Here is a 25,522-nt window from a genome sequence, read left to right as displayed (position 1 = left end):
GCCCGTGCCGCTCCGTCGCCACCGCTACCGCACGCCGACCGGCCGCTCGCTGCGATGACGCGGGCGACTGACTCGCGAAGGTCAGCCGGCTCGGCCGCACTGAGCTGGAAGAGCAACTCGTCCCGGCCGCGGACCGCTCGCGCAGTCCCGGGTCGCCGCACAAACCCTCAAGCGCCGCCACCACCGCCGCGCCGCGCTCCTCGGGCGCCGCCGCGTAGGCCCGCACGAGGAGGTCGGCCTCGGACGGTACGCCGCGGTCGGTGTGCAAGGTGAAGTACGGATGCACGAGCGTGTTGTTGGGGATCTCCGGGTCTCGGTAGAGGCCGGGGTCCAGGACGCCGAGAGGTGATGGGAAACGGCCTTTCCCACGGCCTTCCGGCGCGAGGATAGTTGCGGGCAATCGGCTTGTAAGCGGGCTCCGAAGAATGGGTGACATGACAGATTTCTCTGTGGTGCGCAGAGTCGCCCCCGGCCGCACCAGTGCCGTCCTCGTACTCATCCTGCTTGTGCTCTCGGGATGCGGCTTCGCCGGTGGCGAGACCGGGGGCGCTGAGACCGCTCCAGCACCCGTGACCAGCCATACGACCAGCGTGCCCACGGAAAGCGCACCCGCTCAGGCGGAGAGCGCGCCGGCCCAGGAAGCGAATGACGAGCCTTCGACGGCGGTCGAGCCGGGCGGCACCCTGACCGACGGCAGCACGGTCTCGGCCGAACTGACCCGGGCGGGGCAGAAGGACAAGTTCACCCTGGACCTGGGCGACGCCAAGGAGTTCTACGTCGCCGACATGCAGGGTGCCGACATCCAGTTACAGGTGTTCTCCGAAGTCGACGGCGAACCGCTGGGCCCGTCCAGCGTCGCGATGAGCTTCGGCACCTCGCTCTTCAAACTGACCAAGGTGGGCGGGCACCGGCTGGAGGTCTGGGGGAACACGAACGTCATAGGCGCGTACAGCTTCCGGATCGCGACCGTCAAGGTCCGCACCTTCCCCGTGGCGGTCGGCCTGCAGATCGGTGAGGGCAGCCCCGACGGGGCCGGGCGGCTGGACGTTCCCGGACAGATCGACCGCTTCGAGTTCGACTCCGACGGCGCGACGGCTGTCAAGGTCCTCGGGGGCGCGGGGGCGTGCACGGCCATCCAGCTGGAACTGTACGACGCCGCGGAGAAGAGCGTCGCCGAAGCCCGGCAGCCTATCCCGCTGTGCGGCTACGAGTTCGACATCCCACTGTCGGGCGGGGACGGGCGCTATGCGCTGGTCGTCAGGTCGGGTGAGGCCAAGACCGGGGCGTACTCCTTCCAGATCGCGCGCGCCGGCTGAACGGTCAGGAACGGCGCAGGCTCCCGCGGTACTCCAGCGAGCCCGCGCCCTCCTGCCGTACGAGGTCCAGTGTCCCGGCGGCGTTCAGCGTGAGCGTCATGTCTCCGCCCACGCACCGATCCCGCTGCGCCACGGCCATGTCGAGCACGGTGTCGCTCCTGACGCGAGTCAGCGTGGCCTGCTGGTCACAGTCGCCGGCGGCCCACGTCCCGGCGCTCTGCCCGCCCGGCAGGGTGACCGTGACCTCGACGCTCTTCTTACGGTCGTCCTGCGAGATGACCTGTCCCGTCCAAGTCCCCGCGAAGGCTTCGGGGATCCCGCCCGTCCCGGCCGTAGCCGATCTGGACGACGATTCCGGAGATGACGTCGGTGTCCGCCCGGAGGCCGATTCCCGGTCAGCGGGCGGATCGGACGCCGTCTGCGTCGTCGCCTCGCCGCCCTCGGCCGGGACGCCGATCGTCCCCGTCGCGTACAGCACACCGGCCGTCGCGAGAGCCGCCAGGGTGACGGCGATCAACGGCAGGGCCGGCCGCGTCCTCCGCCGGGTGACCGTCTCGCCGTACGAGAAGTCGCCCTGCCCCCGCACCGTCGATCCGTCGACGGCCGGCAGCACCTTGGTCGGGCTCGGGGCCGGCCAGTCCGGGGGGACGTACGCGCTGGGAACCGGGCCGACGTCGGGAACCGTGACGGTGGAGGCCCCGGGGTCGACCAGGCGGATCAGCAGCGACCGGGCAGAAGGGCGGGCCCGGGGATCCTTCGACAGGCAAGCGGCCAAGGTCTCGCGCAGGCTCTGCGGAATGCCGGAAAGGTCGGGCTCCAGGGTGAGAATGCGGTGGAAGACGGCGGCAACGGTGTCGCTGCCGAACGGCGCCCGCCCGGTCGCCGCATAGACCATGGTCGCGGCCCAGGCGAAGACGTCGGCCGCTGAAGACCCGTGCTCTCCCTTGAGCTGCTCAGGCGCCATGTACGGTGGCGTCCCCGACATCGTCGAGGACGCCGTGCCGTCGCCGAGCGGCCGGGCGATGCCGAAGTCGACCACGCGTGGCCCGTCGGGACCGAGCAGCACGTTGGCGGGTTTGAAGTCCCGATGGACGACCCCGGCGCCGTGGATGGCCGCGAGGGCGCTGGCCGTGCCGACCGCCAGCCGCTCCAGGTCGCCGTCCCGCAGGGGACCGCCCGCGCGTACCCGCTCCTGTAATGACGGGCCCGCGACGAATTCGCTCACCACGTACGGCACCGGCCCGTCAGGCTCGGCCTCCAGCACGCGGGCCGTGCAGAAGGGTGCCACACGGCGGGCCGACTCCAGCTCCCTGGCCAGCCGGCGGCGGGTGTCGGGATCGTTTCCACCCCTGAGAACCTTGATCGCAACGCGACCGCCGGACGCGCTCCGCCCTTCGTAGACGACCCCCTGGCCGCCCTCGCCCAAGCGTGCGACCACCTGGAACGCCCCGAGCACACGTGGGTCTCCCGGCTCCAACGGGCCAGCGGACATGATCTCCTCCACGCACGTTGGGCGAGCTGCCACCGGCACGCCGGGATTCTCCAGGATCATGTCAGATTTTAGTGACGATTCGTGGATCAAGCAGAAACGCCGGCGGCCCGCCCGGGAGTCAGGGCAGGCACGCCGCAGTGCTTCCCTGTGTCCCACCTGAGGGCTGCCGGTCCGAGATCAGTGAGCTCCTCAGCGGTCGAGCCTGATGGAGGTGGGAAGACTCAGATTCACCGACCCTCGCCGAGGTTGATCGCCGGACACCTCCGGTGACTCGCCGACCGGCTTCACCCTCGTCCGAAGCCGGTCAGCCCTGTCATCGCTCGGCCGGCTCCTTGACCGCCACCGGAGCCTCGGCGTGCCTGCCCGCCGAGGTGCGGCCGGTGACGTAGGTGGCCAGCAGGAGCAGGAGGGCCGCCTGGGCGAGCATGCCGGGGGCCAGCGGCGGGGCGTCACCGACAGACTTGGTGAACGCGTGCCACCATTGCCCGATCATGGACACTCCGTCGAGCGCGCCCGAGAAGGACCCCACCGTCATGTTGGCCGACACGTGCGCGAACACGCCGAAGGCCGAGGCGAGCAGCACCACGGCGGCGATCACCCGCACCGTGCCGGAGAGCCGGGTGGCCAGCAGCAGGAGAACGCCGACGGCGAGCAGCGCCAGCGCCGCCCACGGCACGAGCTGCTGGACGCTGCGCCAGTGGCGCTCCACGGCGAGCTCGAAGCCGGCGCCGAAGATGGCGATGACGGTCAGCGCGGCCAGGGCGCGCCGCACGAGCGTCGGGTTCACCGCGCACCCGCCGACGCCGTGACGAGGCTCGCACCGGCCGTGTGAGCCATGAGAGGCGCGTTCATTCTCACCGTTTTCATCGTGAAACCGTCTTTCCACGTCAGAGGCCTGCGCAACCCATGTTCGCCGGGCCGCCTGAAGACGACCTCTGTGGAACATGAAGACCATCTGAGAAAACCGGTCAATTGACTGCTCCCCTCCCTGAAGGAAGGGGATTCTTCCCGGCCCTTCAGGGACTTCAGGGGATTTCTGGCTCACGCTGCCTCTTGCCCCAGCGGGACGAGAGGTCTTCCACGATCAGCACCAGCCGGGTTCAGACCAGCCCGGACGAGCATCACGCGGGCGGAGTTCTTGTCCCTGGGAGACACGGTTCCGCACGCGGTGCAGGTGTATGTGCGTTCCGACAGCGGGAGTGCGTGCTTGGTTCTCGCTCCGCACTGTCCGCAGTCCATGGTGGTGTGCGCGGGGTGCACGAGCCGGAGGTCCCTGCCGTGCTTGCGCGCCATGTTGATCAGTTCGTGCTTGGTGGCCGAGATCGCCGCGTCGGCCGCCTTGCGGGCCATGGTGGACTTGGCGAGGAACTTCGGCCGGAAGTCCTCCACGGCCAGCGCATCATGGTCACGCACGACCTTCTTGGCCCACTTGCGGGCAGTGTCGATCCGCTGCCGGGCGACCTTCTTGTGCGCCTTGGCGGCCTGCTGCCTGGCCTGTCGGTAACCGTTCGAGGCCGCCTTCCCTTTTGCGGGCTTCCGCCTGGCCATCTGCCGCTGGTATCGGGCCAGCCGGGCGGCGGCCTTCTTCCCATGCCCGGCGTAGGGCAGGTCATGGTCGCCGCTGGTGGTGGTCGCGGTCTCCGTGACGCCCCAGTCAATGCCGATCACGGCACCGGTCTGCGGGAGGGGCCGCATCTCAGCCCGCACGACGAAGGAGGCGTACCAGTGGCCGAGGCTGTCGCGGTAGATGCGCACGCTGGACGGCTCCTCGGGCAGATCCCGCGACCACACCACCGTCAACACGATCCCCCCGGCCACGTGCAGGCGACCGTCCCTCAACCGGAAACCGCGCCGCGTGTAGCTCAGCGTCGGCTTCGCCAGGTGTTTCATTTTGAACTCCGGCATCCCCGCGCGCTGCATGACGGGCAGCCGGGCCTTGATGTCCTTCAACGCTTTCGCCCGGGACTTGGCGAAATCCCGGATGATCTGCTGCTGCGGCACGCACGCGCCTTCGCCTAGCCAGGCGTTCCCAGCGCGCCAACCGGTCAGCATCTTGTCAAGCCGGGCGGGGCCGCACTCTTCACGAGCCTTGTGGGCGGCGCGGGAGGTGGCCACGCACTGGTTCCACGCCCACCGGCACCGGTCCCACTCGGCCAGTAGCGCCGCGAGTGCGTTGGACGACACGCGAAGCCGGTAGGTGTACCGGGCATGCTCGGCCCCCTCGGCATCATTTGGTGTCGTCATGGTGTCATTATGCCTCTGGCATGCCACCATGAACGCATGGAAACCGAGGTGCGCATCACCCTTCGACTACCCGCCGACCTCCACGCCCGGCTTACCGCTCAGGCGAAGACCGACCGGCGATCCCTCAATGCCGAGATCGTGCACCTACTGGAGGCCGCAATCGGCACTCCCCGGGTGAACAGCGATTCACCTTGAAGGCGAATCGCTGCTTCCTGGCCCCGCTACGCGGACAACCGGATTCCTCCCCGGCCTTAAGGCCGGAGCATCCTCCGGTTTATCCGGTGATGTCACGCCGCAGAGTGATGAACCGGGCGGCGAGCACCGCGGCGGCGATGTAGCCGGCGAACAGCAGGCCGCCTCCCCAGGCAGGCAACAGCTCGCCGCCCGAGTCGAGCCGCATGCCGCCGAGCGCCCTGGCCGCCCCGGTCGGCAGCCACCGGAACACGTCGGGCACCAGCCAGGCCAGGAACGCGTCACCGTACATGAACAGCAGGCAGGCCAGGGCGATCGCGCCCACCTGGTGGCGGATCAGCGCGCCGAGCCCGACCCCGAGCAGCGCGTACAGGGTGCTGCCCAGCACCGCGCCGGTCAGCACCCACGGCACGTCGGAGCTCAGCGCGGGATGCCCCTGCGACGACAGGAGCGCCGCCCCCGCGACCAGCGTCGCGAGCGCCGACAGCGCCGAGACGGCCAGCCCCACCAGCCCGTAGACGGCCAGCTTGGCCAGCACCACCCGGCCCCGGCGGGGGCTGGCGAGGAAGCTCCAGGTGATCGTCCCGTGACGGAACTCGCCGCACATCCCCAGGATGCCGATGATCATCGTGAACACGTACGCCTGCTGCGCCATGTTGTAGACGTTGGCCATCCGGACGGCGTCGGACGCGGCCGGCATCAGCGCGGGCAGGCAGGCCCACAGCGCGCAGAACAACGGCGTGACCGCCACCAGCACCCTGGTCGTGCGGCTCGCGCGGGCCTTGAGCAGCTCGGCCCTGATGAGGGGGATCATCCCGCCACCTCCAGGTAGAGGTCTTCCAGACCGGCTCCGGCCAGGGGGCCGCTCCAGCGCAACCGCCCGGCGGCGATGATGACGACGTGGTCGGCGATCTGCTCGACCTCGGCCAGCACGTGGGTGGAGATCAGCACCGTGTGGCCCTCGTGGGCGTACGCGCGCAGAAAGCCGCGCAGCCAGCGCATGCCGGCCGGGTCGAGCCCGTTGGCCGGCTCGTCCAGGATGAGCGTGTCAGGCTCGCCGAGCAGGGCCGTGGCCAGGGCGAGCCGCTGGCGCATGCCCAGGGAGAAACCGCCGACCCTCCGGTGAGCGGCCGCTTCGAGGCCGACCTGCTCCAGCACCCGGGCGACCCGGGCCGCAGGAAGGCCGGCCGCGATCCGTACGGCTTCCAGATGGGTGGCGGCGGTGAGGCCGGGATGGAAGGACGTGGCCTCCAGGACCGCGCCCACCCGCTCCAGCGGGCGGTCGAGCTCGTGGTAGGGCACGCCGCCGAGGACGGCCTCGCCGGACGTCGGCCTGACCAGCCCGAGGAGCATGCGCAGGGTGGTGGTCTTGCCGGCGCCGTTGGGGCCGAGGAAGGCGGTGATCGTGCCCTCGGGCACGGTGAAGGACAGGTCGTCGACGGCCAGGAGCTTGCCGAACGACTTGCGCAGACGATGGACGCGGATCGAGGTCATGCGTTTACGATCGGTGATCGCGGGGTCGTCGCGCATGGGCGCAGGGGTTGATTTCCGTTCTCCAACCACGGGTTGATGTGCGGGGCGCGGCCCGCGATTACCTTGGGGGACGTGGCATTTCTCCGCAGCCGGGCGGCCCGCGTCACGGGGCTCGCCCTCGTGGCCCTCTATCTGCTCTGGGGGCCCATCGCGATCGCGCACTCCAGGGCGACGGCCCAGGAGACTCTGCTCGCGCTGCTCGTCGGGGCCACCACCTGGGGCTGCGCGATCTGGCTGCTCCGCTCCCGCGCCGTCTCCGGCCACAACGTGCCACCGCTCCTGGTCACCGTCGTGGGGGCGGCGGCCATGCAGGCGATCGAGCCCTACACCGGCCTGGGCTTCGCCTTCTTCGCCGCCATCGCCGCGCCGCACAGGGTACGGCTGCGCGCCGCCGTCCCGCTGACCGCGCTCCTGTTGGCCGCCCTGCCGCTGGTGTCCTACCTGACCGGGTTCGACATGGCGGCGGCGTGGGGGATGACGGCGGGGATGGCCTACACGGTGGTGTTCTCGTTCCTGATCTGGCACGTGTCCACGACCAAGCGGCAGGCGGTCGAGGTGGCCGAGGCCCGCGCGGGCGAGGCGGTGCTGCAGGAGCGTGCCCGCCTGGCCCGTGAGGTCCACGACATCCTGGCCCACGCGCAGTCCGCGCAGATCGTCCATCTGGAAGGTGCCCGTGTCCTGCTCAGGACGGGCGCCGACCCGGCGCTGGCGCTCGACCGGGTGGAGCGGGCCGTCCACCTGGCCAGGGTGGGCCTGGAGGAGACCCGTCGCGCTCTCGACACGCTGCGCGGCAGGGACCTGCCGCTGCCGGAGCGCCTCGAACGGCTCGCCGCCGAGTTCCGCGCGACCACCGGGGCGTCGTGCGTGCTCACCGTCGATCCTGGGGCAGCCGGGCTGTCGGCGGAGGCCAAGCTCGCCGTCGCCCGCACCGCCCAGGAGGCGCTCACCAACGTCCGCAAGCACGCTCCCGGCGCGCCGGCCGAGGTGTCGCTGCGCCTGCTCGGCCGCTGGTGCGAGCTGGAGATCCGCGACGGCGGCGCCCCTGCGGCCCGCCTGCCCGGTCCCGGCCTCTTTGACGCGGGAAGCCCTCCGGGCAACGGTCCTGCCCTGAGCAACGGGAGCGCTCAGCAGGGGAACGGCATCGGGCACACGACTGACTGGCCCCACTCGTCAGGCAGTGACGGCCCACGTTCGTCAGGCGACGCCGACATCGGGGGTGTCAGGGATGGGGTTGGTGAGGGAGCCGTGGAGCCGGGCGGGCGGATGGCCGCGAGAAGTGGTGCGGGTTACGGGCTGATCGGCATGCGTGAGCGGGCGGAGCTGATCGGGGGGTCGCTGACGGCGGGGGCCGACGACGGAGGGTTCGCGGTGGTGCTGCGGGTGCCGGCATGACGGTGCGCGTGCTCGTGGCCGACGATCAGACCGTCGTGCGCGAAGGATTGGTGCTGCTCCTGGGGTTGCTCCCGGACACCGAGGTGGTGGGCGCCGCCGGTGACGGCGAGGAGGCGGTCAGGCTGGTGGCCGAACTGGCCCCGGACGTCGTGCTGATGGACCTGCGCATGCCTCGCATGGACGGGGTCGCGGCGACGCGGATCATCCGACGGGAGCACCCCCGTACCGAGGTCGTGGTGTTGTCGACGTACTCCGACGACGAGTCTGTCTTCGCAGCCTTGAGGGCCGGGGCTCGGGGTTACCTGACGAAGGACACCGACGCCGAATCCCTGGCCAGGGCCATCTCGGTGGTGGCTGACGGCGAAGCACACTTCGCGCCTCCGGTGCAACGCCGCCTGGCGGAGACCGTGGCGGGCGGTCCTGGGGATCGCGAGGTTCTGAGCTCTGGAGCGGGACCAGGTATCGAGGAGAGGTGGGGGTACGCGGCGCCTGGGAACGCCCACGCTGGTGGGGATGGGCGGGGATTCGGCGCGGGTGGGGGTGTTGATATTGGACGGGGGTTCGGTACTGGCGTGGGGCGGGGTTTCGGCGCGGGCGGGGACACTGATGTTGGACGGGGGTTCGGCACTGGCCGGGGCGCTGATGTTGGACGGGGGTTCGGCGAGGGCGCGGGCGGGGGCACTGACGCCGGACAGGAATCCGGTGCGGGTGGGGGCATTGATGTCGGACGAGGTTTCGACAAAGGCGGGGGCGCTGATGTCGGACAGGGCTTCAGCAGGGGCCGGGACATCAACGGGCGGCGGAGGGGTGCAGCGGGGCGGGGTGACCAGGCCGGGCCGGGGAATGTTCAGCCGAGGCGGCCTGACGGGCTGACGCAGCGGGAGGTGGAGGTGCTCGGGCTGATCGCCCAGGGCCGGTCCAATGCGGAGATCGCCGGGCAACTCCACATCTCCGAAGCCACCGTGAAGACCCACATCAACAACCTGTTCGCCAAAACCCGGGTCCGCGACCGCGCCCAAGCCGTCACCTACGCCTTCCGCCAAGGTCTGGCCCCGCCATGAGGACCGGAGTTCAATACCGCTGGTAGGTCAGTGCTTGATCCCGCTATGGGGACGGGACATCAGGTGCGGGCGTCGTACTGCTGGTGGGTCGGTGGTCTGGTCCGGCACGGGGGCGGGACGTCAGCGAGCGTCGTACCGCTGGTAGGGGCGGTGGTTTGGTTCCGCCGTGAGGGCGGGACGTCAGCGAGCGCCGTAGCGCTGGTAGGTCGGTGGTCTGGTCCTGCGTGGGGACGGGATGTCCGGTGCGGGCGCCGTACCGCTGTCAGGCCAGTGGTCTGGCGATGCCGTGGGACGAGGTGTTGCTTCCGCTCGCGGGTGGCCCGACTGTGAAGCGGGGGGAGTTCAGCGCGGGGACACTTCGCCGGGTTCGTGATGCTCGCTGAGGAGGTGCTTCCGGCCCCAGTCGCCGAGCGGTGCCAGCGCTTCGTTGAGGGAGACGCCGAGCGGGGTGAGGGTGTAGGCGACCCGGCGCACCGCCCCTTCGAAGGCCTCGTCGCGGGAGACGATGCCGTCGTTCTCCAGCTCGCGCAGATGGGTGGTGAGGACTTTCTCGGTGACGCCGGGGATGCCGCGGCGCAGCTCGCCGAACCGGAGCGGGCCTTCGTCCAGGGCCCAGAGGATGAGCACCTTCCACTTGCCGCCGACCACGTCGATGGCCGCGTCGATGCCGCACACGTACGTGTCTCGCCTGGTCATGCACTTACCTTAAGGTAACCACCCACAAAAGAGTGCGTACTTGATCATGGTCCAGGGCGTGCCCGAACCTGGTGGACATGGATACCGGCATCACCTCGAAGACTCCCATCACCCTCCTGGGCCTCGGCGACATGGGGACCGCGCTCGCCCACTCCTGGCTCGCCGCGGGGCATCCGCTGACCGTGTGGAACCGTACCCGGGAGAAGGCCGAACCGCTCGTACGCGGCGGCGCGCGGGCGGCGGACACGGCGGCGGAGGCGATCGCGTCGGCCGCCGGTCCCGTCGTCCTCTGCCTGCTGGACGACGACTCCGTGGGCGAGACCCTGGACGGCGCCGACCTGAACGGCAAGGACGTCGTCAACCTGACCACCGGCACCCCCGCCCAGGCCGGGCGGCGTGCCCGCTGGGTGGGCGAGCGCGGGGCCCGTTTCCTGGACGGCGGGATCATGGCCGTCCCCCCGATGATCGGCCGTCCGGAGACCGGCGGCTACGTGTTCTACAGCGGCGACCGGGAGCTGTTCGACCGCCACCGCGAGGCGCTGGAGGTCCCGGCCGGGGCGGAGTTCGTCGGCGAGGACCCCGGCCACGCGGCGCTGCACGACATCGCCCTGCTCAGCGCGATGACCGGCATGCTCGCGGGCATCACCCACGCCTTCGCCCTGGTGAGCCGGGAGAAGGACCTCGACCTGGCCAGGTTCGCCGGGCTGCTCGCGGAGTGGCTCGGCGCGATGGCGGGCAGCAGCCAGGAGATGGCCGCGCAGCTGGTGAGCGGCGACTACACCGAGGGCGTCACCTCCAACCTCGCCATGATGGCGGCGGGCAACGACTCGCTCCTGGCCACGGCGCGGGACCAGGGCGTGGATTCCCGGCTGCTCGTCCCGTACATGGAGCTGATGCGCCATCGGGTGGCCCAGGGGCATGGCGACGAGGGCCTGGCAGGCCTGGTGTCCCTGCTTCCGGCGGCTCACTAGGAGCGGGGCGGCTCTCGCCGGAGGCCCGCGATGACCATGTCGATGAGCAGCTCGTAGCTTTCGTCCAGGTCCTCCGGCAGCTGGAAGGCACCGCCGGTCTCCAGCACCGCGAACCCGTGGGCGGCGGCGCGCAGGCAGCGCGCGGCGTGGATCGCCTGCGATCCCTCCAGGTCGTACGCGCGCAGCGCGGCCAGCAGGATGTCCACCAGCCGCTCGGCGATCGCGGCGGTGGCGGGCTCCGGGGACTGGAGGATGGCGGCGTAGCGGTGCGGGTTGCGGACCACGTACGCGCGCCAGGCCCGCATGAGCGCCCGCAGCGCGTCGTCGCCCGAGCGGCCGAGCACGGCCGCGTTCCCGTGCTCGGCGAACTCCTCCATGACCTGGCCGGACACCAGCACCCGCAGCTCGGCGAGGTTGCGCACGTGCTTGTAGAGCGACGGCGGCGCCACCCCGGCGCGGGCGGCGACCGCGGCGAGCGTGAGCGCGGCCGGCCCCGACTCGTCCACGATCTCCAGTGCGAGGCCGACCACCGCCTTGGACGAGAGCGCGGCCCTAGCCATCCAGCCGCTCCTTCAGGAAGGTCAGGATGGCCCCGGCGACCTCGTCGGGATACTGCGCGTGCGGGTAGTGGCCCGCGCCCTCGATCATGACGACCTGGCCGATCCCGTCGGGCATCCCGGCGACCACACCCTCGGCCTCGGCGCGCGGGTCGTTCCAGTCGGGGTCGGCCGTGCCCATGACGACCAGCGCGGGGGAGCGGACGCCGGCCAGCTGGGCGCCGGCGTCCTTGGGCGCGGCCATGCCCATCTTGCTGATCACCGCCATCCGGCCGGGCCTGCTCAGGTCGCGGCCCAGCTCGTCCAGGTAGGCGGCGAAGTCGGCCGGTTTGCGGCCCGGGTAGGCGTGGTCCAGATAGCGCTTCCACAGGCCGAGGCTGCGCAGCGTCCCGGTGGCCATCAGGAGTGACATGCCCTTGCGGTAGGCGGGGTTGCGCACGAGCCCGCCCAGGTCCGGCTGCTGGGGGCGGGTGAACGGGGCGATCTCCACCACGGCGCGCACCAGCTCGGGCTCCCGCGCGGCGGCGATGGTGGCCGCCCCGCCGGAGAACGAGTGACCCACGATCACGGCGGGCCCGCCCAGGTGGCGGATCAGGGCCAGGAGGTCGTGCGCGGTGTCGGTGCGCGAGTAGGAGGACCAGCCGAGCGTCGAGTCGCCGTGGCCGCGCAGGTCGGTGACCGCCACCCGGTATCCGGCGGCGGTCAGCCGCGGTGCCAGGAACCGGTAGGCGGCGCGGTCGTTGCCCATGCCGGGCGCCAGCACGACGAGCGGGCCCTCCCCGGACACCTCGTATCCGAGCCGCCCGCCTTCCAGTTCCAGTGTCTCTGTCATGGTCCCGCCTCCAGCTACGATATATAGCTTGAAAGCTAATGTCATTAGCCAGCGATGTCAAGGATCCGGGTCTGTCTCGGTCGCCCGGCCCGGCGTAGGCTACGGGCATGTCGCGGCTGGCGATGGCGGACGAGCTGCTGATCCTGGCCCTGTGCGCGTCCTCCGACGGATGGGTTATGGGTCGCGACGGCAAGGTCAGGCTGCCGCCGCACCTCGACCTCGGGCTGGCGGCGGCCGAGCTCGCCCGGCACGGCCCGCAGCCGGGCCTGCCGCAGCGGATCGTCAGCGTCGCGGCGGGCCGCCCCCACCTGCGGCGCATCGCGGCGCTGCGCGAGCAGGGCAGGGTCGTCGTCTGCGAGCGGCCGGCGCGCGGGCTCTTCCACGACCGGACGGTGACGCGGCTGTCGGCGCCCGAGTACGGAGCCGAGTACGCGATCGTCGACAGGCTGCTCACCGCCCTGCGCGGCCTGCCCGCGCACCACGACACGGTGGCCCTGCTGGCCATCATGCGCGCCTGCGACCTGCACCGCCGGTGGTTCCGCGACCTGCCCAGGCGGGAGCGGGCACGCAAGATCGACGGGCTCACCAGGGACCACTGGCTGCGGGTGGCCGTCGAGTCGGCGATCGTCGCCGAGCTCGCCTGGCCCGCCGCCGCCAACGGCACGCTCTAGCGGCTCTCCGCTGATCAGCCGCGGCTAAGCTGGTCGCCATGGAACTGCCGCCGGTGGTGGCGCGGATGTGGGGGCGCGAGCCGGTGCCGCGCCGCGGCCCGAAACCGCGGCTCGACCTGGCGCGCATCGTGGCCGCCTGCATCGAGATCGCCGACGCCGAAGGGCTGGGCGGCGTCTCCATGGCCACCGTCGCCTCCCGCGTCGGCGTGGCCACCATGGCGCTCTACCGCTACGTCGGCAGCAAGGCCGAGCTGCTGACGATCATGGCCGACAGCGCCGCGCCCGACCCTCCCGAGCGTGACGGCCTGCCCTGGCGCGACTACCTCGCTCGGTGGGCCCGTGCCAACCGCGACTTCCTGCTGGCCCGGCCCTGGCTGCTCTCCGTCGACCGGTCCGTCCCGCCCGCCGGCCCGCGCGCCATGCTCTGGCTGGACCGGGCGCTGGCCGCGCTCGGCGACGCCGGGCTGGACGCGGGGGAGCGGGTCCGCGCCGCCACCACGCTCTCCGGGTACGCGGCCTCCGACGCCATGCTCACGTACGCGATGCGCGCCCCCGCCCCGGACGGCTACGACGGCCTCTCCGGGGCCGCAGACTACGGCCATATGCTGGACGCGCTGCTCGACCCCGCGACCTACCCGGCGCTGTCGGCGGCCGTGCGGGAGGGCGCGTTCCGCGGGGCGGAGGGCTGGACGGACGACGCCGACTTCACGTTCGGCCTGGACCTGCTGCTCGACGGCGTCGAGGCGCTCGTCGCGCGCCGCGCCCGCTGACCTGTCAGTGTCCCGGCCAGCCCGCCCGCGGGGCCGGGGCGTCGACGGCCAGCACCTGGCCGGTGCGCGGGCCGCCGAACGGGTCGGACGGGTTCCACTCGGCGGCCACGACATACAGCGTCCGCCCGTCCGGGCCGCCCAGCATGCACGCGAACGGGCCCCGGTCCAGCTCGACCCGCTCCAGCACCTCGCCGCCCTCGCGCACCCGCACCACCTCGTTGCCCCCGGTCGAGGTCCACACCGCGCCTTCCGCGTCCATGCAGATCCCGTCGGGGCCCAGCCCGGCGGCCCAGGTGCGGCGGTTCGACAGGCTCCCGTCGGACGCGACGTCGAACGCCGTGAGCTTGCCGGTGAACGACTCGGCGATGATCAGCGTACGGCCGTCCGGTGAGACGACCATGCCGTTGGGGAACGCGATGTCGCCGGCCACCTGCCGGGCCCGCCCGTCGGGGGTGATCAGCGCGATGTAGCCGGGCACGAAGTCCGGTCGCTCGTGCAGCGGCGTGTCCATGCCGTCGGCCATGGCCTTCTCCAGGAAGGTGAGGAAGTCGAAGTCGGCGCCGTTGACGTAGACGTTGCCGCGGCCGTCGACCACGATCTCGTTGAAGCCCGAGGGCAGGCCGCTGAGGTCGGCGTGCGGGACCAGCGAGCCGTCGGCCTCCCGGCGCAGCAGCCGGCCCCGGTCGGTGTTCTTGGGCACGATCAGCATCCGGCCGTCGGGCAGCCAGTCGATCGAGTGGGCGCCGACCCCGGGCTCGGAGAACACGACCTCGGCCCGGCCGTCCGGGCTCAGGGCGATCACCTCGTCGTCCCCCCAGTTGCAGAACCAGAGCCGGCCGTCGTGCCAGCGCGGCGACTCGCCGATGCCCAGGCCGTCCATCAGGATGCGCGGTGCCGTCATGGTCTCGTCCCTCTCGTGGTCGTGGGTCTCACTCCCTACACGAACGGCTCCCGCCCGGATCGACACACGCGCCGATGACGTCCAGGAGAATCTCGAAATCGGCGTCCCGCACCTCCCGCGCGTGGTGGCCGAACCGGCCGGCGGCCTCACTGGCGGCGTACCCGAGCACGGCGGTGCTGATCAGCCGTTCGGCGCGGGCGGCCCGCTCGTCGTCGAGCCCGGCTTCGCGCAGCGCCGCGAGCACGCCGTCGCGCACCCGCCGTGCCTGGTCCGTCTCGGCGGGCCGCCGCAGCAGCAACGGGAACACCGCCGGATGGCGGCCCGCCGAGGCCCTGACCGCGGTGGCCGTCAGAGCCAGCCGCTCGCGCCACGGCAGGCCGGGGTCCGGCGGCGGGAACTCGGTCAGCAGCGCCTCCACCAGCCCGTCGAGCAGGTCGTCCTTGCTTCGTACGTGCCGGTAGAGGGCCATCGCGGTGACGCCGAGCCGGGCGGCGACGGCCTGCATGGTCACCGCGTCGAGGCCGTGCTCGTCGGCGACCTCCAGCGCGGCGGCCAGGACGGCGGGACGACTGATCTGCGCGGGTCTGCCCATGACGTAAGTATATGACGTACGCTTACTTCATACACAAACGGGAGGCGGCCATGCGGATCCTGCTGTCGGACGGGTCGGGCGTCACCTCGCGGCAGTGCGCCACCGTGCTGTCGCGGGCGGGGCACCACGTCGAGGCGCTCTCGCCCGATCCGCGCTGCCTGTGCGCGTTCACCCGGCATGTCCGCCGCGTGCACCGGGTGCCCTCCTACGGCGCCGACCCGTACGGCTGGCTGGAGGCCGCCACCGGCGTCTACCGGCGGGGCGGGTTCGACGTGCTGCTGCCGACGCAGGAACAGGTCGCGGTGCTGTCGCGGGAAGACGGAGCCGGCACCGCCACCGCCGTGCCGCCCTTCGCGGCGCTCGCCGCGGTGCAGGACAAGGTGTCCGCGCACGCCACGCTGGCCCGGTTCGGGCTGCCGCAGCCGGCGTCCGCCGTCGTACGCGACCTGGCCGGGTGGGACGGCTATCCCGCGTACGTGAAACGGCCGATCGGCACCGCCGGCAGCGGCGTGCGGCGGCTCGCCGGGCCGGGGGAGCCGCTCGGCCCCTCGTGGGACGGCGAGCCGGAGCTGCTGGTGCAACGTGAGGTCCAAGGGCCGCTGGCCATGGTGCAGTCGGTGTTCGACACCGGGGCGCTCGTGGCCTTCCACGCCTGCCTGCGGGTGCGGGAGGGCGCCAGGGGCGGCGCCGGGCACAAGCGCGGGGTGGCGCTGCCGGAGGTGCGCGAGCACCTGCGGGCCCTGGGCGAAGGGCTTGGCTGGCACGGCGCGCTGTCGGCGGACGTGGTGCTGGGCGCGGACGGGCCGGCGTTCATCGACGTCAACCCGCGCCTGGTCGAGCCGGTCAACGCCCTGCTGTCGGGGGTCGACCTGATCACGCCCCTGCTCGACCTGGCGCTGGGGCGGGCGGCCCGGCCGCAGCCCGCCGCGGTTCCGGGCGTGCGGACGCACCAGCTGCTGCTCGCCGTCCTGGGCGCGGCCTCGCGCGGCCGCGCCGCGGTGCTGGCCGAGCTGGCGGGCGCCGTGCTCCGCCGCGGTCCCTACGAGGGAGGCACGGAGGAGCTCACGCCGGGCTTCGACCCGCGCGCCATGGCCCTGGTGGCCGCCGCGGCCGGGGCCACGCTGGTGCGCCCGGCCGCCTGGCGGTGGTTCGCCTCGGGCAGCGTGACCGCGTACGCCCTCGAACCTGAGGGCTGGCGGCTCATCACGGGCGCGGCTCCGTGAACCGCAGCCGTATGGCCGGGTCGTGGGTGCGTACGAAGCCCAGCGAGGCGTAGAGCGGCTCGCCCTCCGCGGAGCTGCGCAGGTCGACCGTGACGATGCCGCGCTCGCGATACCACTCGACCAGGGCGGTCACGCAGGCCCGCGAGTAGCCGCGCCGCCGGTGCTCCGGGTGGGTGGCGACGTTGAAGACGTAGCCGACCAGGCCCTCGGGGGCGCCCGGCCCGCCGAGCCGCTCCTCGACCGTGCCGGTCGCGCACGCGGCCAGCCCGCCGCCCGGCGCGTCCACCACGAAGGCGAGCATGCGCGGGTCCGGCTCGTCCAGCCGCGCCCGCAGCCTCCGCTCGGCGGCCTCGCGCCACCCGTCGTCCGCCGGTTCGCGGCCGGTCATGCTCGCCAGCATCACCGCTCGCAGCCGTACCAGCTCCGCGGCGTCCGCCGCCGTCGCCTTGCGCGCTCTGACCATCCCCCCGACGTTAGCGAGGCCGCTCGCCGCCGGGCAACGGGCTTTACCGGGTGGCTCACCCGGCCAGGGCGCGGCGCAGGGCGGCGCCGAGTTCGGCGATCTGCCGCTGTGACACCTCGGCCGACAGGATGGCCTGCGAGCCGTGGAAGGTGCCGGACCACTGGTGCAGCTCGACCGACACGCCGGCCTGGAGCAGGCGCAGCGCGTACTCGATGTCCTCGTCGCGGTTCGGGTCGAGCTCCGCCGTGGCGATGTAGGCCGGCGGCAGGCCGGACAGGTCGGTGGCCCGCGCCGGTGCGGCGTACGGCGTGGCGGGCGCGGAGCCCAGGTAGTGTCCCCAGGCCGCGGTGACCTTGGCGCGGTTCATCCAGGGCGTGTCGGTGAAGTTCCGCGCCGACCACGTCTGCTGCCGGTCGTCGAGGCCGGGCTGGTTGAGCAGCTGGAAGCGGATCGGCGGCCCCTGCTGGTCACGCGAGCGCAGCGCCATCGCCGCCGCGAGCCCCGCCCCGGCGCTGTGACCGCCGACCGCGATCCTGGCCGGGTCGAGGCCCAGCTCGGCGGCGTGCTCGGACGCCCAGGCCAGCACCGCGTAGCCGTCGTCCAGGGCCGCGGGGAAGGGGTTCTCGGGGGCCAGGCGGTAGCCCACCGAGATCACCGTCGTGCCGGAGACGTCCGCGAGCCTGGCCGCCCACGGGTGCTCGGTGTCCACGTCGCCCATGACGAAGCCGCCGCCGTGCAGCCAGATGATCGCGCCCTGCGCCCCGTGCGGGCGGTAGAGCCGTACGGGCACGCCGGGGTCGGCGGGCACCGTGTGGTCCTCGACGTCCATGTTCGAGGTGTCGGGCGCCGGGACCGAGGTGGCGAGTTCGGCGAAGCTCTTGCGCTCGACGACCGGGTCAGTCAGGTCGGCGCGGGGGAACAGCGGGATGAACGCTTCGAGTTCGGGATCCATGCCAGCCATACTCGCGTCCTCGCCGCCGGGGATCAGCCGCCAACCGTCGGGCATCGTGACCGGATCGTGCGCCGATCGGCGCGGCCCGCCCGGGTCAGGGCTGTCCGGCGGCGCGGCGCGCCAGGTAGCCGGCGATGTGGTCACGGGCCGCCGTCCGGGCGCGCGCGGCGTGCGCGTCGGCGTCGCGGGGCAGGCGGCCGCCCTTCGCCAGCAGGGTCGCGTAGCCGTGCGCCGTCGACAGGTGCACGTACACGAAGTCCAGCAGCTCGGCCCACGGGGTGTCGGCGGGCAGCACGTCCGCGGCCAGCCGGGTCAGCGTGTCGGTGAGCCGGCGGCTCTGCTCGTGGACGGTCTGGCAGTGCTCGGCGGCGAAGTCGTGGGTATAGACGAGTTCGACGCCGGCGCGATGGTCCAGCGCGTAGCGGGTATAGGCGCTCGCGGTGGCGGCGAGCCGGTCGGCCGGGTCGGGCCCGGCACGCTCGGCCGCCTCGGCGAGCAGGTCGGTGATCTCGCCGATGACGGCGGCCGCGCAGGCGGCGAGCAGCGCCTCCCGGTCGGGGAAGTGGCGGTAGGGCGCGGCCGACGACACGCCCGCCCGCACCGCGACCTTGGCCACGGAGAAGCCCGCGACCCCGGTCTCGGCCAGGAGCGCGATGCCTTCGCGGACCAGGCCGGCGCGCAGGTCGCCGTGATGGTAGCGGCGGCGCGGCGCCGTGGGACTGCTCACGGTGGACGATCCCCCCTTTCCGGATGTTAGAGTACTCTCACATTCTGATGTTAGAGTGCTCTTACATTCACCCACGGGAAGGTGAGCATCATGCGGCAGCGGAGCCTCGGACGGCAGGGCCTGACGGTCTCGGCGATCGGCTACGGAGCGATGGGCGTCTCCTTCGCCTACGGCCCCTCGGACAAGAAGGAGGGCGAGGCCACCATCCGCCGCGCCCACGAGCTGGGCGTGACGTTCTTCGACACCGCCGAGCTCTACGGCCAGGGCGAGAACGAGCGGATCGTCGGCGCGGCGCTCGCGCCGGTGCGCGACGAGGTGGTCATCGCGACCAAGTTCGGCTTCGACTTCACCGGTACGAGACAGGGCGGCGTCGACAGCAGGCCCGAGCACATCCGCGAGGTCGTCGACAACAGCCTGCGCTACCTCGGCGTCGACGTCATCGACGTGCTCTACCAGCACCGCGTCGACCCCAGCGTGCCGATCGAGGACGTGGCGGGCACCGTCAAGGAGCTGGTCGACGCCGGCAAGGTCCGCTACTTCGGGCTGAGCGAGGCCGGGGCCGGCACCATCCGCCGGGCGCACGCCGTCCATCCCGTCTCGGTCCTGCAGACGGAATACTCCCTGTTCGAGCGGGAGGTGGAGGCGCTCTTCCCGGTCCTGCGCGAGCTCGGCATCGGGTTCGTCGCCTACTCGCCGCTCGGCCGCGGCTTCCTCACCGGCCAGGCCAAGCCCGGCGCCGAGTACGACGAGAGCGACATGCGCAGCTGGGACGCCCGCTTCCAGCCGGGCAACTACGAGAAGAACCTGGAGGCCACCCGCCTGCTTGGTGAGCTCGCCGCGGGCAAGGGGGCCACCGTGGCCCAGCTCGCCCTGGCCTGGCTCCTCGCCCAGGGCGACGACATCGTGCCCATCCCCGGCACCCGCAGCCCCGAGCGGCTGGCGGAGAACGTCGCCGCCGCCGACCTCGTCCTCGACGACGCCGACCTTACGCGGATCGCCGAGATCCTGCCGACCGGCGGCTACGGCGCCCGCTACCCGCAGGGCATGCTCCCCGTCTGGGAGTGACCTCGGATCACCGGCGGGTGCGCGGCACCACCAGGCCCGACTCGTACGCGGCCACCACGGCCTGCGTACGGTCGCGCAGCCCGAGCTTGGCCAGCACCCGGCTGACGTGCGTCTTCACCGTCTCCTCGGTGACCGTGAGCCGGGCGGCGATCTCCGGGTTCGACAGCCCTTCGGCGAGCAGGCGCAGCACCTGGGTCTCGCGCGGGGTGAGCGCGGCGATCGGCACCGCCTCCGTCTCCGGCCGCAGCCGGGCGAACTCGCTGATCAGCCGCCTGGTCACGGCCGGGGCCAGCAGCGCGTCCCCGGCGGCGACCACCCGTACCGCGTCGAACAGCCGCTCGGCGGTGACGTCCTTGAGCAGGAACCCGCTGGCCCCGGCCCGCAACGCGTCGTAAACGTACTCGTCCAGGTCGAACGTCGTCAGGATGAGCACCCTCGGGCCCGAGCCGGCCAGCCGCCTGGTGGCCTCGATGCCGTCCATGCGCGGCATGCGCACGTCCATGAGCACCACGTCCGGCCGGACCTCGCCGCACACCCGCACCGCCTCCGCGCCGTCGGCGGCGGTGCCGGCCACCTCGAAGTCCGGCTGCGTGTCGAGCAACTCCCCGAACCCGGTACGCACCACCAGATGATCGTCGGCCACCACGATCCGAACCCGCCCGCCACCTTTCCCGGCCGGGGGTGCTGGTCCGGGGGCGTGTTCGCCGCTCACGTCGTACTTTCCGGTCGGCGGCGTTTCACCGGGAACGCGGTCGCCTTCATGCCGTCGCCTCTCGTGGTAGGTGGGCTTCCACCAGGAATCCGCCGCCCTCGGCGGGGCCGGCTCGGAGGTCGCCTCCGGCGGCGGTGGCGCGCTCGCGCATGCCGGCCAGGCCGAAACCGCCGTCCGGGCCGGTGGGGAGCGTGCCGCCGTTGTCGCGGACAAGGAGGCGCAGGCCGTCGCCGCCGTAGCGCAGTTCCACGTCGACCGCGGCGCCGGGGGCGTGACGGCGGGCGTTGGTGAGGGCCTCCTGCACGATGCGGTACGCGGCCAGTTCGACGCCCGGGTCCAGCGGGACCGGCGTGCCGCTGAGTATGAGCCTCGTGGCGGACCCGGAAGCGTCCCTTGACTCGTCGACCAGTTCGATCAGCTCCTCCAGCGTCAGCCCCGGCTGCGGGCGGCGCTCCGCCTCGGTGTCCTCGCGCAGCACGCCGAGCAGCCGCCGCATCTCGGTCAGCGCGGCACGGGCCGTGTCGCCGATGGCGGACAGCCGTTCGGCGCCGGCGGCGGGCATCCCGGGGACGGCCAGCCTTGCCGACTCAGCTTGCACGGCGACCATGGAGACATGGTGGGCCACCACGTCGTGCAGTTCACGGGCGATGCGGGCGCGCTCGCCGCGGGCCGTGTGCTCCAGCAGGGTCCCGGCGATCTCCTGACGCGCCGCGCTCCCGGCCGCGGCGTCCGCGTGCGCCCGCCGCGCCGTCCCCGCCAGCGCCGCCGCAGGAGCGAGCGACCCCAGCACCAACACCAACCCCGCCGCCCCTCCAGCGGAGTCCGATCCTCGCCTGAAGTCCGCCCCTCCCGCAGAGGCCGACCCCCGCCTGAAGTCCGCTTCTTCCGCGTAGTGTCGCCCTCCCGCGGAGTCCGCCGCTCCCGTGAAGTGCGGCGCTTCCGCGGAGACCGGCCCTCCCGCGGAGTGGGGCGCTTCCGTGAAGTGGGGCGCTCCCGTGGAGTGCGGCGCTCCCGTGGAGGTCGGCCCGAGTGACGGCGTGAGCCTTTCGTGTGGTGTCAGTTCTGTGGTGGATGTGGGCTCTCCTGATGGTGAAAGCCCTGGGGTCGGGGGTTGCGACGGTGCTGGGGTCAAGATTTGTGCCGGGACTCGTACGTCGGTCGTGGTCAGGGCAGGGAACAGGGCCAGCAGGGGAAAGGGGGCCGCGAGCAGTACGGCGAGTCGCCAGGAGCCGTGCCGCCCGAGCCGGTACCCGCAGGCGAGCTGGGCCGCCGCCCCCGCGACGGTCAGGGTCTGGAACGCCGTCAGGGACAGCAGCACCGACACGGTCACCACCGCGGCGGCCACGGCCGGTTGCCCGGGCAGCAGAGCCAGCGGGGCCGTGGTCGCCAGCCCCACCAGGAAGAGCATCGCCAGGGTGAGCGGCCGGGCTCCCTCCGCCCGCAGGGCGATCTCGCCGACCGCCAGCACCGCCGCCGACACCCCCGCCACCACGGGCGCGTGCCCCATGACCCATCGCCCGTACGTTCCTCCACCCACGACGGCCATTCTCTCGGCTCACCAGAAGGCTGACATCCCTCGTACGAGGGACGAAGAGGGCGTACGGCGGGACAGAACCTTCAGCCCGCACGGAGGAGAAGGGTGGGTAGGAGCCGGGGAATCCCCCGCATGAGAGATCCACGACCGTCCGCCTCGCGGGGAAGTGAACGCGGGCGCGGCTCCCTCCGGTGCCCCAAAACGTCGAGGCGCCGGAATCCCTCGTGTGGGGAACGTCGGTGCCCGGAGGTGCCGGAGTGTGGGGAACGTCGGTGACCGGAAACGCCGGAGTCCCCCGTATGAGGGAGGCCGGGTCGCTGGAGGCAGGGAGGGAGAGGATCGCTCGGCGGCGTGACGACCCGGGGTGCCGCCGCTGCCTAGGCTGCGCGGCATGGAAGCGACGATCGAGGTAGCCGGGCTGCGCAAGCGGTTCGGCCGGACCGTGGCGCTGGACGGGATGACGTTCAGGGTGCCGCCGGGCCGGGTCACCGGGTTCGTGGGGCCGAACGGCGCGGGCAAGTCCACCACGATGCGGGTGATCCTCGGCCTGGACGCCCCCGACGAGGGCCGGGCGCTGGTCGGGGGTGTGCCGTACCGGAGTCTGGAGGAGCCGCTCACCCACGTGGGCGCGCTGCTGGACGCGGGCGCGCTGCAGCCGAGCCGTACGGGCCGCGACCACCTGCTGTGGCTGGCCCACTCCCAGGGGCTCGGGGCGGCGCGGGTGGACGAGGTGATCGGCCTGGTGGGGCTGGGCGCGGAGGCGCGCAGGCGGGCGGGCGGCTACTCGCTGGGCATGCGGCAGCGGCTCGGGATCGCCGCCGCGCTGCTCGGCGACCCGCCGGTGCTCATGCTGGACGAGCCGTTCAACGGCCTCGACCCGGACGGCATCGTGTGGATCCGCGGCCTGCTGCGGTCGCTGGCCGCCGAGGGCCGGGCGGTGCTGGTGTCCAGCCATCTGATGAGCGAGCTGGAGGGGACCGCCGGTCAGCTCGTCGTGGCCGGGCGGGGCCGGGTGGTGGCCGACATGGGCGTGGCCGAGCTGATCGAGGCGGCCTCCCACGACCGGGTGACCATCCGCACCACGGCCCGCTCCCGTGCGATGGAGACCCTGGCGGGGGCGGGCGCCACGGTCGCCGTCACGGGCGGCGACACCGTCACCGCGTCGGGGCCGTCCGCCGAGCGGGTGGTGGAGCTGCTGACCGGAGGCGGGGTGCCGTTCTCGGAGGTGACGGCCCACCGGGCCACGCTGGAGGAGGCGTACATGGAGCTGACCAGGGACGCCGTCGAGTTCCGCGCGGACGGGGCGGCCCGATGAGCCCGGCGGCCGGGTTCGCACGGACGCTGCGCGCGGAGTGGACGAAGTTCCGCACGGTCCGCGGCTGGGTGCTCGGCACGGTGGTCGCGGCGCTGCTCGTCCCGCTGCTCGCAGCGGTCTCCGCGGCGGGCAGCCACGCCTCGTGTGACAGGAACGGGGTCGAGACCGCCTGTCCCGAGCCGCCGCTGGGCCCTGACGGCCACGCTGTGCGTGACAAGTTCTTCTTCGTGCACCGGACGCTGGACGGCGACGGCTCCATCACCGTGCGGCTGACGTCGATGTCCGGCATCATCACCTACCCGCCGCCGGACCACGACGAGATCGTGCCGGGGCTGGTGCCGTGGGCGAAGGCCGGAGTGATCGTCAAGGCGAGCATGGAGCCGGGCTCGTCCTACGCGGCGGTCATGGTCACCGGCGAGCACGGCGTGCGGATGCAGCACGACTACACCGGGGACGTGGCGGGCCGGCCCGGCGGGGCGCCGCGCTGGCTGCGGCTGACCCGCGCGGGAGAAACCCTCACCGGGTACGAGTCCGCCGACGGGCGGCAGTGGGCCGAGGTCGCCGTCGTCCGCCTGCCGGATCTGCCCGCCGAGGTGGAGATCGGCATGTTCGCCGCCTCGCCGGGTGACCTGACCGTGAAGCAGGCCGATCTGGGCGGGCTGATCGAGCAGATGCGTTTCACCGAGACCACCGCCGTGTTCGACCAGGTGAAGGTCGAGGGCGCGGCGCCCGGGGCGTGGCGGCACACCGACGTGAGCCCCACGCCCGGCACGAACCCCGGAGAGGTCCACCACCCGGGCAGCGCCGTGGAGTCGGGCGGCACGTTCACCGTGGTCGGGAACGGCGACATCGCGCCGGTCGGCACCGACGGCGGCATGGCGGTGGAGCTGACGCTGACCGGGGTGCTGTTCGCGCTGGTGGTGGTGGTCGTCGTGGCGGTGCTGTTCGTGACCGCCGAGTACCGGCGCGGGCTCGTCCGCGTCACCCTGGCGGCCTCGCCGCGCCGGGGCCGGGTGCTCGCGGCCAAGGCCCTGGTGATCGGCGGGGTCGTGTTCGCCGCAGGGCTGGCCGCGAGCGCGGTCGCGATGCCGGTCGGCAAGCATCTGCTGCGGGGCAACGGCAACCACGTGCTGCCGGTGCCCGCGCTCACCGAGGTGCGGGTGATCGCGGGGGTGGCCGCGCTGCTGGCCGTGTCCGCCGTGCTGGCGCTGGCGCTCGGGACGCTGTTCAGGCGCAGCGCGGCGGCGGTCGTCACCGCGCTGGCGATGATCCTGCTGCCGCACGTGCTGGCCACCGCCTCCGTGCTGCCCGTCGAGCTGTCGCTGTGGCTGCTGCGGGTCACGCCCGCCGCCGCGTTCGCCGTCCAGCAGAGCATCCCCGAGTATCCGCAGGTGCTCGACTTCTACGTGCCGCAGGGCGGCTACTACCCGCTGCCGCCGTGGGCCGGGCTGGGCGTGCTGTGCTGCTACGCCGCGCTCGCGCTCGGCCTGGCCGTGGTGAGGCTGAACAGGAGGGATGCGTGAACCGGGCGCTGCATGCCGAGTGGACCAAGCTGCGCACCGTGGCGGGGACCGGCCCGCTGCTGCTGCTCGCCGCCGTGCTGACGGTGGCCGTGGGCGCCGCCCTGGCCGCCACGCTGACCTGCCCCTGGGGACGGTGCGCGCAGGACTCCGTCAAGCTCACGTTCAGCGGACTCCAGGCGAGCCAGGCATGCGTCGCCCTGCTGGCGGTGCTGGCCGTCGGCGGCGAGTACGGCACCGGCATGATCGGCACCACCCTGACGGCGATACCGCGCCGCGGGCGGGTGCTGGCGGCCAAGGCGGCCGTCGTCGCCGGGCTGACCGCGGTCGCGGGGACCGTCGCCGTCCTCGCGTCGGCGCTGGCCGGGCGGCTCATCCTGCCCGGCCGCGGCTACCCGGCACTGTCACTCGCCGACGGGCCGACGCTGCGCGCGGCCGCCGGCTCGGTGCTCTACCTCGCGCTGGTCGCGCTGCTCGGCGTGGGGATCGCGATGGCCGTACGCGATCCGGCGGCGTCGATCGCGGCCGTGCTCGGGCTGCTCTACCTGTTCCCGCTGCTGGCGCACATGGTGTCGGATCCGGGCTGGCACCGGGTCCTGTGGAGCCTGGCGCCGATGAACGCCGGCCTCGCCGTGCAGACCACCGTGAACGTGGCGAGCCTGCCGATCCCGCCCTGGGCGGGTCTCGGCGTGCTCGCGGCCTGGTCGGCGACGGCGCTGCTGGCCGGCGGGCTGCTGCTGCGGGCCCGCGACGCGTCGTGATCCGCGTCGTCGACCGGCGCCATCGATTAC

At 72.7% G+C, this 25,522-nt stretch carries 27 protein-coding genes; 12 read left to right on the top strand and 15 right to left on the bottom strand.

The features are described 5' to 3' along the window. The first annotated feature begins 434 nt into the window (after positions 1-434). Complete coding sequence (locus AB0K05_RS40140; RefSeq protein WP_364236507.1) at positions 435-1,316, top strand: hypothetical protein; 882 nt, start codon at positions 435-437, stop codon at positions 1,314-1,316. A 4-nt stretch (positions 1,317-1,320) separates the two neighbouring features. Here AB0K05_RS40140 and AB0K05_RS40135 read toward each other — a convergent pair whose 3' ends face one another. From AB0K05_RS40135 to AB0K05_RS40125, 3 genes are all read right to left on the bottom strand, one after another. Next, positions 1,321-2,754, bottom strand: coding sequence for a serine/threonine-protein kinase (locus tag AB0K05_RS40135; protein WP_364236505.1), 1,434 nt, complete (start codon positions 2,752-2,754; stop codon positions 1,321-1,323). A 367-nt stretch (positions 2,755-3,121) separates the two neighbouring features. After that, a complete protein-coding gene (locus AB0K05_RS40130; RefSeq protein ID WP_364236503.1) occupies positions 3,122-3,595 on the bottom strand; it encodes a hypothetical protein in 474 nt (157 codons plus the stop codon). A gap of 254 nt (positions 3,596-3,849) precedes the next feature. Then, positions 3,850-5,052, bottom strand: coding sequence for a transposase (locus AB0K05_RS40125; RefSeq protein ID WP_271278794.1), 1,203 nt, complete (start codon positions 5,050-5,052; stop codon positions 3,850-3,852). A 36-nt stretch (positions 5,053-5,088) separates the two neighbouring features. On the opposite strand from AB0K05_RS40125, the gene AB0K05_RS40120 reads away from it, so the two are divergent. Continuing rightward, on the top strand, positions 5,089-5,247 hold the full coding sequence (locus tag AB0K05_RS40120) for a toxin-antitoxin system HicB family antitoxin (RefSeq protein WP_148031854.1): 159 nt from the start codon (positions 5,089-5,091) through the stop codon (positions 5,245-5,247). Positions 5,248-5,326: 79 nt separating this feature from the next. Here AB0K05_RS40120 and AB0K05_RS40115 read toward each other — a convergent pair whose 3' ends face one another. Both AB0K05_RS40115 and AB0K05_RS40110 read right to left on the bottom strand, forming a co-directional pair. Further along, the gene (locus AB0K05_RS40115; RefSeq protein ID WP_271278793.1) at positions 5,327-6,058 is read right to left on the bottom strand and encodes an ABC transporter permease; all 732 of its coding nucleotides are present in this window, start codon (positions 6,056-6,058) and stop codon (positions 5,327-5,329) included. Further along, positions 6,055-6,738: an ATP-binding cassette domain-containing protein gene (locus tag AB0K05_RS40110; RefSeq protein WP_271278792.1), complete on the bottom strand. Its 684-nt coding sequence runs from the start codon at positions 6,736-6,738 to the stop codon at positions 6,055-6,057. The genes AB0K05_RS40115 and AB0K05_RS40110 overlap by 4 nt, the downstream gene beginning before the upstream one ends. Before the next feature lie 111 nt (positions 6,739-6,849). Between AB0K05_RS40110 and AB0K05_RS40105 the strand changes: the two genes are divergently transcribed. Both AB0K05_RS40105 and AB0K05_RS40100 read left to right on the top strand, forming a co-directional pair. Continuing rightward, on the top strand, positions 6,850-8,169 hold the full coding sequence (locus AB0K05_RS40105) for a histidine kinase (protein ID WP_271278791.1): 1,320 nt from the start codon (positions 6,850-6,852) through the stop codon (positions 8,167-8,169). After that, positions 8,166-9,230 (top strand): response regulator transcription factor, encoded by a 1,065-nt coding sequence (locus AB0K05_RS40100; protein ID WP_345482565.1) that lies wholly within the window; start codon positions 8,166-8,168, stop codon positions 9,228-9,230. Before AB0K05_RS40105 ends, AB0K05_RS40100 begins: the two co-directional genes overlap by 4 nt. Positions 9,231-9,572: 342 nt before the next feature. On the opposite strand, the gene AB0K05_RS40095 is transcribed toward AB0K05_RS40100, so the two are convergent. Continuing rightward, complete coding sequence (locus AB0K05_RS40095; protein ID WP_219545834.1) at positions 9,573-9,926, bottom strand: helix-turn-helix domain-containing protein; 354 nt, start codon at positions 9,924-9,926, stop codon at positions 9,573-9,575. A 77-nt stretch (positions 9,927-10,003) separates the two neighbouring features. Here AB0K05_RS40095 and AB0K05_RS40090 point away from each other — a divergent pair, with 77 nt between their 5' ends. Then, the gene (locus tag AB0K05_RS40090; RefSeq protein ID WP_271280326.1) at positions 10,004-10,897 is read left to right on the top strand and encodes an NAD(P)-binding domain-containing protein; all 894 of its coding nucleotides are present in this window, start codon (positions 10,004-10,006) and stop codon (positions 10,895-10,897) included. On the opposite strand, the gene AB0K05_RS40085 is transcribed toward AB0K05_RS40090, so the two are convergent. Further along, entirely contained in the window at positions 10,894-11,457 is a 564-nt protein-coding gene (locus tag AB0K05_RS40085) for a TetR-like C-terminal domain-containing protein (RefSeq protein ID WP_271280327.1), read from the bottom strand. The genes AB0K05_RS40090 and AB0K05_RS40085 overlap by 4 nt on opposite strands. After that, on the bottom strand, positions 11,450-12,286 hold the full coding sequence (locus tag AB0K05_RS40080) for an alpha/beta hydrolase (RefSeq protein ID WP_271280328.1): 837 nt from the start codon (positions 12,284-12,286) through the stop codon (positions 11,450-11,452). Before AB0K05_RS40080 ends, AB0K05_RS40085 begins: the two co-directional genes overlap by 8 nt. Positions 12,287-12,393: 107 nt before the next feature. Here AB0K05_RS40080 and AB0K05_RS40075 point away from each other — a divergent pair, with 107 nt between their 5' ends. Continuing rightward, positions 12,394-12,957, top strand: coding sequence for a GPP34 family phosphoprotein (locus AB0K05_RS40075; protein WP_271280329.1), 564 nt, complete (start codon positions 12,394-12,396; stop codon positions 12,955-12,957). A 38-nt stretch (positions 12,958-12,995) separates the two neighbouring features. Next, positions 12,996-13,727: a TetR/AcrR family transcriptional regulator gene (locus AB0K05_RS40070; protein WP_364236494.1), complete on the top strand. Its 732-nt coding sequence runs from the start codon at positions 12,996-12,998 to the stop codon at positions 13,725-13,727. Positions 13,728-13,731: 4 nt separating this feature from the next. Here the strand turns inward: AB0K05_RS40070 and AB0K05_RS40065 are convergent, their stop codons facing one another. After that, entirely contained in the window at positions 13,732-14,628 is an 897-nt protein-coding gene (locus AB0K05_RS40065; protein WP_364236491.1) for an SMP-30/gluconolactonase/LRE family protein, read from the bottom strand. A 28-nt stretch (positions 14,629-14,656) separates the two neighbouring features. Continuing rightward, a complete protein-coding gene (locus AB0K05_RS40060; protein ID WP_219545841.1) occupies positions 14,657-15,220 on the bottom strand; it encodes a TetR/AcrR family transcriptional regulator in 564 nt (187 codons plus the stop codon). A gap of 50 nt (positions 15,221-15,270) precedes the next feature. Between AB0K05_RS40060 and AB0K05_RS40055 the strand changes: the two genes are divergently transcribed. Further along, a complete protein-coding gene (locus tag AB0K05_RS40055; RefSeq protein ID WP_364236488.1) occupies positions 15,271-16,443 on the top strand; it encodes a hypothetical protein in 1,173 nt (390 codons plus the stop codon). Here AB0K05_RS40055 and AB0K05_RS40050 read toward each other — a convergent pair. The 3 genes from AB0K05_RS40050 to AB0K05_RS40040 form a co-directional block, all read right to left on the bottom strand. Beyond that, positions 16,424-16,906, bottom strand: a complete 483-nt coding sequence (locus tag AB0K05_RS40050) for a GNAT family N-acetyltransferase (RefSeq protein ID WP_364236486.1) — start codon at positions 16,904-16,906, stop codon at positions 16,424-16,426. The two genes, AB0K05_RS40055 and AB0K05_RS40050, sit on opposite strands and share 20 nt — an antisense overlap. Before the next feature lie 55 nt (positions 16,907-16,961). Then, complete coding sequence (locus AB0K05_RS40045) at positions 16,962-17,867, bottom strand: alpha/beta hydrolase (RefSeq protein ID WP_261808579.1); 906 nt, start codon at positions 17,865-17,867, stop codon at positions 16,962-16,964. Positions 17,868-17,952: 85 nt separating this feature from the next. After that, a complete protein-coding gene (locus AB0K05_RS40040; protein ID WP_364236483.1) occupies positions 17,953-18,585 on the bottom strand; it encodes a TetR/AcrR family transcriptional regulator in 633 nt (210 codons plus the stop codon). A gap of 90 nt (positions 18,586-18,675) precedes the next feature. On the opposite strand from AB0K05_RS40040, the gene AB0K05_RS40035 reads away from it, so the two are divergent. Continuing rightward, positions 18,676-19,650, top strand: a complete 975-nt coding sequence (locus AB0K05_RS40035; RefSeq protein WP_364236480.1) for an aldo/keto reductase — start codon at positions 18,676-18,678, stop codon at positions 19,648-19,650. Positions 19,651-19,657: 7 nt separating this feature from the next. Here AB0K05_RS40035 and AB0K05_RS40030 read toward each other — a convergent pair whose 3' ends face one another. Both AB0K05_RS40030 and AB0K05_RS40025 read right to left on the bottom strand, forming a co-directional pair. Next, positions 19,658-20,296, bottom strand: a complete 639-nt coding sequence (locus tag AB0K05_RS40030; protein ID WP_364236478.1) for a response regulator transcription factor — start codon at positions 20,294-20,296, stop codon at positions 19,658-19,660. 112 nt (positions 20,297-20,408) lie between these two features. Beyond that, the gene (locus AB0K05_RS40025; RefSeq protein ID WP_364236476.1) at positions 20,409-21,899 is read right to left on the bottom strand and encodes a sensor histidine kinase; all 1,491 of its coding nucleotides are present in this window, start codon (positions 21,897-21,899) and stop codon (positions 20,409-20,411) included. Positions 21,900-22,287: 388 nt separating this feature from the next. Between AB0K05_RS40025 and AB0K05_RS40020 the strand changes: the two genes are divergently transcribed. Genes AB0K05_RS40020 through AB0K05_RS40010 form a run of 3 tightly spaced genes read left to right on the top strand, consistent with a single transcriptional unit; the run spans position 22,288 to position 25,492 of the window. Further along, a complete protein-coding gene (locus AB0K05_RS40020) occupies positions 22,288-23,211 on the top strand; it encodes an ATP-binding cassette domain-containing protein (RefSeq protein WP_271279129.1) in 924 nt (307 codons plus the stop codon). Continuing rightward, on the top strand, positions 23,208-24,734 hold the full coding sequence (locus tag AB0K05_RS40015) for an ABC transporter permease subunit (protein WP_364236473.1): 1,527 nt from the start codon (positions 23,208-23,210) through the stop codon (positions 24,732-24,734). The genes AB0K05_RS40020 and AB0K05_RS40015 overlap by 4 nt, the downstream gene beginning before the upstream one ends. Further along, entirely contained in the window at positions 24,731-25,492 is a 762-nt protein-coding gene (locus tag AB0K05_RS40010) for an ABC transporter permease (protein WP_364236470.1), read from the top strand. Before AB0K05_RS40015 ends, AB0K05_RS40010 begins: the two co-directional genes overlap by 4 nt. Positions 25,493-25,522 lie beyond the last annotated feature (30 nt).

The sequence above is a fragment of the Nonomuraea sp. NPDC049486 genome, from assembly GCF_040676925.1.
In the GTDB taxonomy this organism is placed as follows: domain Bacteria; phylum Actinomycetota; class Actinomycetes; order Streptosporangiales; family Streptosporangiaceae; genus Nonomuraea; species Nonomuraea ferruginea.
The sequence above is the reverse complement of the archived record's forward strand: the minus strand, read 5'-3'. Positions and strand labels throughout refer to the sequence as shown.